The organism is Mycobacterium sp. (genome assembly GCF_025965855.1).
Lineage (GTDB): Bacteria > Actinomycetota > Actinomycetes > Mycobacteriales > Mycobacteriaceae > Mycobacterium.
On sequence record NZ_JAOPWB010000298.1, the window covers coordinates 1 to 9,226 of the forward strand.

Annotated in this window: 12 protein-coding genes and 1 pseudogene; 8 read left to right on the forward strand and 5 right to left on the reverse strand. The window is 65.6% G+C overall.

The annotated features are described in order from the left end of the window. Positions 1-255 precede the first annotated feature (255 nt). The 3 genes from JWP83_RS25575 to JWP83_RS25585 all read left to right on the forward strand — a co-directional run bounded on the left by JWP83_RS25575 (position 256) and on the right by JWP83_RS25585 (position 1,542). Complete coding sequence (locus tag JWP83_RS25575; protein ID WP_297736800.1) at positions 256-639, forward strand: hypothetical protein; 384 nt, start codon at positions 256-258, stop codon at positions 637-639. A 43-nt stretch (positions 640-682) separates the two neighbouring features. Next, positions 683-1,042: a hypothetical protein gene (locus JWP83_RS25580; RefSeq protein WP_297736802.1), complete on the forward strand. Its 360-nt coding sequence runs from the start codon at positions 683-685 to the stop codon at positions 1,040-1,042. Positions 1,043-1,143: 101 nt separating this feature from the next. Further along, on the forward strand, positions 1,144-1,542 hold the full coding sequence (locus tag JWP83_RS25585; RefSeq protein ID WP_297736803.1) for a VOC family protein: 399 nt from the start codon (positions 1,144-1,146) through the stop codon (positions 1,540-1,542). 47 nt (positions 1,543-1,589) lie between these two features. Here the strand turns inward: JWP83_RS25585 and JWP83_RS25590 are convergent. Then, positions 1,590-1,718: pseudogene (locus JWP83_RS25590) on the reverse strand (TetR/AcrR family transcriptional regulator); the annotation flags it as partial. Between the two features lie 172 nt (positions 1,719-1,890). On the opposite strand from JWP83_RS25590, the gene JWP83_RS25595 reads away from it, so the two are divergent. Then, positions 1,891-2,400 carry a peptidoglycan endopeptidase gene (locus JWP83_RS25595; protein ID WP_297736805.1) on the forward strand — a complete coding sequence of 170 codons (510 nt, stop codon included), beginning with the start codon at positions 1,891-1,893 and terminating at the stop codon, positions 2,398-2,400. A 286-nt stretch (positions 2,401-2,686) separates the two neighbouring features. Continuing rightward, positions 2,687-3,010 (forward strand): putative quinol monooxygenase, encoded by a 324-nt coding sequence (locus tag JWP83_RS25600; RefSeq protein WP_297736807.1) that lies wholly within the window; start codon positions 2,687-2,689, stop codon positions 3,008-3,010. Here the strand turns inward: JWP83_RS25600 and JWP83_RS25605 are convergent. Both JWP83_RS25605 and JWP83_RS25610 read right to left on the reverse strand, forming a co-directional pair. Continuing rightward, positions 3,007-3,687 carry a guanylate cyclase gene (locus JWP83_RS25605; protein ID WP_297736809.1) on the reverse strand — a complete coding sequence of 227 codons (681 nt, stop codon included), beginning with the start codon at positions 3,685-3,687 and terminating at the stop codon, positions 3,007-3,009. The two genes, JWP83_RS25600 and JWP83_RS25605, sit on opposite strands and share 4 nt — an antisense overlap. A 110-nt stretch (positions 3,688-3,797) precedes the next feature. Then, the gene (locus tag JWP83_RS25610) at positions 3,798-4,622 is read right to left on the reverse strand and encodes an SDR family oxidoreductase (protein WP_297736811.1); all 825 of its coding nucleotides are present in this window, start codon (positions 4,620-4,622) and stop codon (positions 3,798-3,800) included. A 63-nt stretch (positions 4,623-4,685) separates the two neighbouring features. On the opposite strand from JWP83_RS25610, the gene JWP83_RS25615 reads away from it, so the two are divergent. Next, a complete protein-coding gene (locus JWP83_RS25615; protein ID WP_297736813.1) occupies positions 4,686-4,859 on the forward strand; it encodes a hypothetical protein in 174 nt (57 codons plus the stop codon). Here the strand turns inward: JWP83_RS25615 and JWP83_RS25620 are convergent. Then, on the reverse strand, positions 4,847-5,680 hold the full coding sequence (locus JWP83_RS25620; protein WP_297736815.1) for an adenylate/guanylate cyclase domain-containing protein: 834 nt from the start codon (positions 5,678-5,680) through the stop codon (positions 4,847-4,849). The genes JWP83_RS25615 and JWP83_RS25620 overlap by 13 nt on opposite strands. 103 nt (positions 5,681-5,783) lie before the next feature. Here JWP83_RS25620 and JWP83_RS25625 point away from each other — a divergent pair, with 103 nt between their 5' ends. Continuing rightward, positions 5,784-7,193 (forward strand): glucose-6-phosphate dehydrogenase, encoded by a 1,410-nt coding sequence (locus JWP83_RS25625; protein ID WP_297736816.1) that lies wholly within the window; start codon positions 5,784-5,786, stop codon positions 7,191-7,193. A gap of 14 nt (positions 7,194-7,207) precedes the next feature. Then, on the forward strand, positions 7,208-8,230 hold the full coding sequence (gnd, locus tag JWP83_RS25630) for a phosphogluconate dehydrogenase (NAD(+)-dependent, decarboxylating) (protein WP_297736818.1): 1,023 nt from the start codon (positions 7,208-7,210) through the stop codon (positions 8,228-8,230). On the opposite strand, the gene JWP83_RS25635 is transcribed toward gnd, so the two are convergent. Then, a partial coding sequence (locus JWP83_RS25635; protein WP_297736820.1) for an alpha/beta hydrolase occupies positions 8,223-9,226 on the reverse strand: 1,004 nt, incomplete at its 5' end. The two genes, gnd and JWP83_RS25635, sit on opposite strands and share 8 nt — an antisense overlap.

Here is a 9,226-nt window from a genome sequence, read left to right on the forward strand (position 1 = left end):
CAGCAAATCCCGAGCCGACCACACGCCATCGACAGAACAGGAGGACACCCCGGCGGCACTAACCGCCTAAACCACCAACTCGAAGAATCACACGACGACGTCGTACACCACGCCCCTGGACTTGACCTGACGAGCAGCTGAGACGAAACGCGACGTGGTGGAATTTCGGTTCAACGTGTGAACCGCTCCCTGTGACTCGGCACGAATCGTAACTGCTACTTGCCTGGATTGCGGTCTAGGCGAAATCCTTGGGAGATGGCGACGGTAAGGCAAACGAGACGGTGGGCTCGGCGGTCGGCGAGCGTGTTGGCCGGGTTGGCTTTGTCCGCTTTCGGACTGGCTGGCGGCCCTTGGGCCCAGGCGGCTCCGGCCCCTGTGCCGAGCAATCACTGGTGCCCAGGTGATCAATGGGACCCGGGCTGGGGCACCGCCTACGACTGGGACTGGAATCACTGCCACGACTGGCAAGGCCGGCCGGGCCAAGGCGGTCCGGCGGGCTGGGGACCCTGGGGACCCCCGCCGGGGTGGGCGCCGCCGCAGCCGCCTCCACCCTCGTGGGCGCCCGGAGCTCAGCTGATGTGGAACCCGACCGTCAATGCTTGGGGATTCTGGAACAACGGAATTTGGACTCCGGTCTAAGTTCCGGTTCAACTTGCGAACTTTCACCGCGTTAAGGTGAGTTGTGGTCGCTGAGGACCGTGGCGATGCACCCGGTGCGCCCGAAGTGAAGGCTGCCGCGCTTGACGCGCGCGAGGAGTCTGTTATGCGGCGTGAGGCCGAGGTCAAACGACGCGAGTGGCAGGCTTCCAGAAGAGAACGCATCGCTGACGCGCGGGAGCGACTTGCCGATGATCGGGAGAAGTCGGCAGACGAACGAGAACGGCTCGCCGACAGTCGCGAGGGCACGGCCGCCGAGCGGGAACGCGAGCGACTGCACCGCGCCGACGAACGGACGGATCGCGCGAGAGCCGAGACCGAGCGCGAGCAGGCTGACATCGACCGTGAGATGGCCGAAAGCGAACGATCTCTGGACGACGAGTAGTCCGCGACCAAAGAGCCCTCTGTTGTCAGACGAGCCGCCTAGCATGCCGTGCGAAAGGCGCCGCACGCCGGCGGGGCCACGATGATCCATAGGGAGGCTGCATGAAGTTCGTTTCGACCCGCATCATCACGGCGGACGTCAAGCGGCTCGTCGACTTCTACGAGATGGTCACCGAAGTCTCCGCGGTATGGGGGAACGAGCTTTTCGCTGAGATCCCGACGCCAATCGGCACGCTGGCCATCGGCAGCGACAAGACGGTGCCGCTGTTCGGGGACGGATCCGCCGAGCCGGCAGCCAACCGGAGCGCGATCGTGGAATTCCTCGTCGAGGACGTGGACGCGGAATACGAGCGGCTCCGCGACCGCGTCGGCGACGTCGTGACGCAGCCGACCACGATGCCGTGGGGAAACCGCGCCCTGTTATTCCGGGACCCGGACGGCAATCTCGTCAACCTGTTCACCCCGGTCACCGACGCGGCCCGCGCCAAATTCGGAGCTTGACTGTCGGAGAAGGGATTTCGCCAAAGTAGCGGCGATTGGTCCGTCCTCGCGGCGAGCGCCGGTCCGATCCAGCGATGCAGGTAGGCACGGAGTTCGGCGCCGGATCGGGGCGGGTCGTGCGGCGCGATAACCACCGACTGGATGATCCGGAGTAGAAATTCGACCAGTTCGTCGATGGTTCGGTGGGCTTCTAGGCCAACCTCGCCGCTTGATCGAGTTTCCCGTCCCGAAATTTGCTCGATTGTAATCGATTTGCTATCGATGCGGCGAACGCCATTATCTAGCCCGCGAATGACCTACGCCACAAATTTTGGATCGTAATGAATGTAATTGCTAGCGTGCCTGCCCATGGTTGTAATAGCAACATTGATGTCGCTCATCAATCAGGTCTCCGGGACGCCCTATGTCGTGGGTGGAGATTCTCCCGCCGGGACCGATTGCTCTGGGCTGGCTTCCTGGGTCGCCAACGCGGCGACCGACAGGCCGATCTACGGCACCAGGTTCAACACCGGCGACGAGGAGGCGGCGTTGTTGGCACGCGGCTTCCAGTACGGAACCGCCCCCAATGCCTTGGTGATCGGCTGGAACGGCGGTCACACCGCGGTGACCCTGCCGGACGGCACGCCGGTATCCAGCGGTGAACATGGCGGCGTGCACGTCGGTGGTGCGGGCGCCTACCAGGCCGGATTCACCCATCACATGTTCCTGCCGATGCCGGATGGCGACTTCGCGCTACCCCCGCCGCCTCCGTCCCCGGACGCACCGGCGCCGCAGCCGGTTCTGGTCGACGCGACGGCTCCCGCACCGCCGGCCCCCGGGGCGCCGCCGCCAGGCGACCCGGGAATCCCAACTCCATGACAAATTGGCGGTGCGCGGCTCCGTTTATCCGGATGGGCACGCATTCGCCGCGATTGTGAACCGATCCGGACAATCTCCTGATTGTGGTATGCGTCACAATGACGCCCTAACTAGAGGAGATCCGGACTGACGCAAATCCAATAGTAAAAATTTGCCGAGGCGTCAATCAGGACGCCTAGGCGAATTTGCTGGCTGCTCGTTAGCGCTCGCAACCCTGGCGCGGCCCGGCACGGATCCCGGCGCTGCCCTGGGAGCTGCGAGTAAAGGCGGGGAGGATGATCTGCTCATGATCTTCATAGTCGTCAAGTTCGAGACCAGGCCCGAGTGGACCGATCGCTGGCCGGAACTGGTCGCCTCGTTCACCGCCGCCACTCGTGCCGAAGAGGGCAACTTGTGGTTCGAATGGTCGCGCAGCCTGGACAACCCGGCGGAGTACGTCCTCGTGGAGGCCTTCCGGGACGGTGACGCGGGGGGCGTCCACGTCAATAGCGATCACTTCAAGCGTGCGATGCGGGAACTCCCGCGGGCGCTGAAATCCACACCCAAAATCATCAGCCAGACGATCGACGCCGCCGGGTGGTCCGAGATGGGCGAGATGTCGGTCGACTAGCCGACTGTCACCGCGATTTCGTCACCCAGCTGATAGCCCTGTGCCAGCGGAAGCGTGTCACCACTCCAGAACTTCCCCGGGTCGAACCAGTTTGTGTCCTTGTCCGTGACGAGCAATCCCATTTCCTCGTAGGTGATCGCCACCGTCTCCGCGCAGTACGCCGTTTCCAGGGCCATCTTGCGACCTTGCTTGCGTCGCTGCGTTTGCTCGCGAATCTTCCCGTCCACCAATGGGATCCCGCGGACCCAGTCGTTGACGGTGGGCAGCCGGCCGCGGAACCACCGGCCGGTCAGCCGAGCGGTGGTCGGGAACGCGGTGCCGTCCATCCGCGCGATCACCCGCAGCAGTTCGTTTTCCTGTTTGCGGGTTGCGTATGGCGTCAGCTGACGCAGCCAGCACCGCTGGTGGTAGCGGTCGGTCCACTGCACGACGGCTTGGCGCAGATCGTTGAGCTGCACGCCGCGGTGGTTGGTGCCGGTCCACACGTCGACCAGTTTGTCGCCCAGTTCCGCGTGCCAGATCAACGGAGGAAGGTCGTCGATGGCCACCGTCATTCCGACGTGGTTCACCGGACTGTTGGTCAACGTCTGGATCGCGCGGTCGGGTCGCGACCGGCCCCGGAACAGCCAGAGGTCGCCGGTCCGGGTCTCTTGCACCGCCTGGTCCAGTGTCAGCATGTAAGCCCGCTCGTCGCTTCGGGTTTCACCATCTTTAGAAACGATGACCCATTATGAACCGGGAAGGACTCCGCGTGCGACCTTGCCGCGTTGGTGGCCGCCGGATAACGTCAGCCATCGCTGTCCGCCTTTCGTTTTCGTGGTTCGCGGGAGATCTGGTAGTCGATGTAGGCGTCCCAGTCATCGACGCGGCGGCGCAGCTCCTCGATGACACCGGCGTGAGTGGGCACGAAGAATCGGTTGCGCAGGATCGCGTCGGCGACCAGCTCGCCGACGGGCGCGGGGTCGAGCAGCTCGAACTGCTCGCCGGGGATGCGCAGTGGCGTCCCGCCACCGAATGCCGGTACGGCGGCGGCGATGTTTGTGAGCACCGGTCCAGGACACAGCAGGGTCACACCAATGTTTTTGGGCCGCAGGTAGATCGCCAGCCCCTCGCTGATCTGCACGATGGCGGCTTTGGTCGCCGCGTACGGCAGCCGGTCGTAAGAATAAGTGAAAAGTCCGGCGAAGGAGGCTGTGTTGACCAGATGTCCGCCGCCCTGATCGAGCAGCAGCGGCAGGAACGCGGCGTTGCTGCGCACCACCGACATCAGGTTTATGTCGACAATGCGCTGCCACTCGGTGACCGGAATGTCTTCGGGCAGACCGTTCGTCAGCACTCCGACATTGTTGACCACGATGTCGACCCGGCCGAACCGCCGCAGCGTCGCGGCCCGAATGCCGTCGAATGCAACCGGATCCGAGACGTCGGCGCGGTGCGGGAGCGCGGCGACACCTCGGTCGCTCAGGCCGCCAGCCAAGGCGTTAACACCGTCGTCGTCGAGGTCGACGGCCACGATGTGCGCACCCCGGTCGGCGAGCGCGCATGCGATCGCGCGGCCTATGCCGCTGGCCGCTCCGGTGATGACCGCGACCTTGTCGCGCAACGTTTCCATGTTTCCCGGGCACCGATGCCGTCAACTTGTTGATTCAAGGGCACACAAGAATAGCCTGTAGCGATGCGCAGGGTTTGGAAGTGGATCGGCCTGGCCGGCGTCGCAGGCGTCGTTGCCGGGGGAGTGCTGGTGGCCCGCGACCAACGCAAGCGACAGGCCTACACGGCCGACGAGGTCCGCGCCCGCCTGCATCAGCGGCTTGCCGAATCGGATGCGGAGAGCTTTCACTCCAGGTAGGGGTCGGCCTCGGGTTCGACGGAGAACAAGCGGTAGCTGCCCGAAAAGCCCTTCAACTCGACGTCGCGGCCCTCGTCGAATCGGATGCCGTCAGAGTCGCGCACGGCGTCTCGCACCGGTTCGCTGACGAGGATCTGGCCGCCGACGGCCTGGGCGGCGACCCGTGCCGCCATCGCGACGTTGCGCCCGAACAGGTCGTCGCCGCGCCGCACCGAGCGGCCCATGTGGATGCCGATCCGAACCCGAATGTCCTCTTGCCGCTTGCGTTTTGCGTCGTTGTGCAGCGCATCCTGGACGTCGATGCCGCACCGCACCGCCTCTTCGGCGCGCGCGAAGGCGATCATGTAGCCGTCCCCCTGGCTCTTCACCACGTGTCCCGACCGTTGCCGCACGAGTCCCGAAATGAGCTTGTCGTGCGAGCTGATCAGCCTGACCCAGGCGCGGTCGCCGATGCGCTCGTTGAGGGCGGTGGACTCCTCGATGTCGGAGAACAGGATCACCACGCGGCCGTCCGGGGTGACCCGGGCAAGATCGGGTCGCTCGACCTCGGCCCAGTCGGCGAGATCCTCGATCGAGCTGCGCACGACCGCGCCGAAGCCCTCCTTGCGCATCAGGTTGGCCGTGTTCCACACCCTTTTGACGGCCTCGCGACCGCCCGACAGCAGCTGATTGCGGGTGTCGGTCCGGTGTCGCAGCTCGTCGAGCTCCCGGCGGCTGCGCGCCAGCAGCGCCGAGAGCACCGCGATGGCGCCGGCTTCGATCGCGGCGATCCCGGCCAGGACATAGACCGCGAGATGCACGACATCACCCATGCAAGGCATCCTCCCAAAGCCCGCGATGCGTTCGGGTTGTCGGGCCCCTACGCAATGAATAGGGTTGAGCACGGGCCGCCGCGGGTAGCGAATCTCAAGGGAGGTGCGCGTCTTGGCCGACGGTGACAGTAGCCCCTCAAACCTGCTGGTGATCTTCGGCATTACCGGTGATTTGGCCCGCAAGATGACGTACCGCGCGTTGTACCGGCTGGAGTCGCGCGGACTGCTGAAGTCCCCGATCATCGGTGTGGCCAGTGACGACATGCCCCTCGAGAAGCTGGTCGAGCGGGCTCGGGGCGCCATCGCCGAATCCGGCGAGAACCTCGACGATGCGGTGTTCGACCGGCTGGCGGCCCGGTTGTCCTACCTGCACGGCGACGTCACCGATTCCGAGCTCTACACGCAGCTCGCCAAGCGGATCGGCAAGAACTGCCGTCCGCTGTACTACCTGGAAATGCCGCCGTCCCTGTTCGCGCCGATCGTCGAACACCTCGCGAAGGCCGACCTGCTGGAGTGCGCCCGCGTCGCGGTGGAGAAGCCGTTCGGCCACGACCTGGCGTCCGCGCGTGACCTGAACGCGCGGCTGCGCGCGGTGCTGGACGAGGACCAAATCCTGCGCGTGGACCACTTTTTGGGCAAACAGCCCGTCGAGGAACTGCAATACTTGCGCTTCGCGAATAGCGGCCTCGCCAAGGTGTGGGACCGGGACAGCATTTCCGAAATCCACATCACCATGGCCGAGGACTTCGGGATCGAGGATCGCGGCAAGTTCTACGACGCGGTCGGCACCTTGCGCGATGTCGTGCAAAACCATCTGCTGCAGGTGCTCGCGCTGGTCGCGATGGAACCCCCCGTCGGGTCCGGGGCCGACGATCTGAACGACAAGAAGGCCGAGGTGTTCCGGGCGATGCCGGCGCTGGATCCGGAACGCTGCGTGCGTGGCCAGTACGGCGGCTATACCGATGTCGCCGGGGTGGCGAAGGATTCGCAAACCGAGACCTACATCGCGCTGCGGACGGAGATCGACAACTGGCGCTGGGCCGGCGTGCCGATCTTCCTGCGCGCCGGCAAGGCGTTGCCGGAAAAGGTCACCGAGGTCCGGATGTTCCTCCATCACGTCCCCGGGTTTTCCTTCCTGCCCAACCGCCGGCCGCCCGCGCCCAACCAGATCGTGCTGCGCATCGACCCCGACCCCGGGCTGCGCCTGCAGTTGTCCGCCCAAGCCCGCAACTCGTGGCACGAGGTTCACCTCGACTCGTCGTTCGCCGAGGATCTCGGTGAGGCGGTGCGGCCCTACGAACGGCTCCTCTACGCCGCATTCACCGGCGATCGCCAGCTTTTCGCGCGGGAGGACGCCATCGAAGAGACGTGGCGGATCGTGCAGCCGGTGCTCGACGAGCCGGGCCGGATCCACCACTACGAGCCCGGCTCCTGGGGACCCGAGGCCGCGCGTTCGCTGGTGCGCGGCCACCACAGCTGGCAGGAACCGTGGCTACCCCACCGCACGCAGGCAAAAAACTAAGGAGACGGGACAAGATGCAGCTAGGAATGATCGGCCTGGGCCGCATGGGCGCGAATATCGTTCGGCGCGCGGCCAAGGGTGGCCACGAATGCGTGGTGTACGACCACAGCCCCGACGCGGTGCGGGCGATGGCCGGCGAGGACAACACGACCGGGGTGTCCTCGCTGTCGGAGCTGGCCGAAAAGATGGCCAGGCCCCGAGTGGTCTGGGTGATGGTGCCGGCCGGGACGATCACCTCGGGGGTGATCGAGGAACTGGCGGAGACGCTGGACCCCGGGGACATCGTCATCGACGGCGGCAACTCCTACTACCGCGACGACATCCGCCACTCGAAAACATTGTCCGAGAAGGGCATTCACTTGCTTGACTGCGGCACCAGCGGCGGTGTGTGGGGCCGCGAACGCGGCTACTGCCTGATGATCGGTGGCGACACCGAGGCGTTCGAGCATGCCGAGCCGATCTTCGCGACCGTCGCACCCGGGGTGGACGCGGCGCCGCGCACGCCCGGCCGCGAGGGCGCGGTCGCGCAAGCGGAGAAGGGCTACCTGCACTGCGGCCCGTCCGGGGCGGGCCACTTCGTCAAGATGGTGCACAACGGCATCGAGTACGGGATGATGGCCTCGCTCGCCGAGGGGCTGAACATCCTGCGCAACGCCGACATCGGCAAGCAGGGGCAGCAGGGGGACGCCGAAACCGCGCCGCTGTCGAATCCCGAGTTCTATCAGTACGATTTCGACATCCCGGAGGTCGCCGAGGTGTGGCGGCGGGGCAGCGTCATCGGCTCCTGGCTGCTCGATCTCACCGCGATCGCGCTGCACGAATCGCCCGAGCTGAAGGAGTTCTCCGGGCGGGTCTCCGACTCCGGGGAGGGCCGGTGGACCGCCATCGCGGCGATCGACGAGGGGGTCCCTTCGCCGGTGTTGACAACCGCGCTGCAGTCCCGCTTCGCCAGCCGTCAGCTCGACGACTTCGCCAGCAAGGCACTGTCGGCGATGCGCAAGCAGTTCGGCGGGCACGCGGAAAAACCCGCTAACTAGCACGCTCGACGAACGCAACGACGGCTTCGCTGAAGGCGTCGTTGTCGTCGCCGGCCGCGGTGTGCCCCGCGTTCGACAGTTCGACGAACTCGGCGCGAGGTACCTGTGTCAGGAAATGCTGGACGCCCTCGGGGCTGACCACGTCGGACAGCTTTCCGCGGATCAGCAGGACCGGGATCGTCAGGTTGGTCGCGGCGTGCTCGAAATTCTCGGTTCGCAGTTCGGGGTCGTCGCCGGGCTTTGTCATGAACGCCGGGTCCCAGTGCCAGTACCAGCGTCCGTCGCGCAGGCGCAGGTTCTTTTTCAGCCCTTCGGGGCTGCGCGGCTTTTGCCGGTAGGGCAGATAGGCGGCGACGGCGTCGGCGGCCTGGTCCAGCGAGTCAAACCCGTCGAGGCCGCTGAACATGAAATCGCGGATGCGGGCGCTGCCGCCCTTCTCGAATCGGGGTACCACGTCGACGAGCACCAACTTGGTCACTCTGTCCGGGCCGGCCCGGTGGGCGGCGAGGATGCCGGTCAGTCCGCCCATGCTCGCGCCGATGATCACCACGGGCCGGCCGATGGCATCCAGCACGTGCAGCACATCCGCGGTCAACGTTTCGACGTCGTAGTCGGCGTCCGGCGCGCGATCGCTGTCACCATGCCCCCGCGAATCCAGCGCCACCACGTGAAACCCGTCGTCGGCGAGGATCTGGCCGGTGTTTTTCCAGGAAAACCTGTTCTGGCCGCCGCCGTGCAACATCAGAATCGTGGGCCGGTCGGCCGCCCCGGTCGAGCCGCGGTTCCATTCGTCGGCGATCAGGGTGATCCCCTGGTGGCCGGAAAACTCGACCGTCTGAAAACTGCTGCTCACGGCGCTCATGGGCGTCCTTTCGGTAGATCGCCCTTCGACGTTACCCAAAGCGTGTCGAACAGCTGGCTGCGGTCGAGTCTGGAAGTAGTAGGGCGATTGGCTGAGGTAGAGGAAGCCTTCGTGCGGGGCCGGAGTCGTTTCGT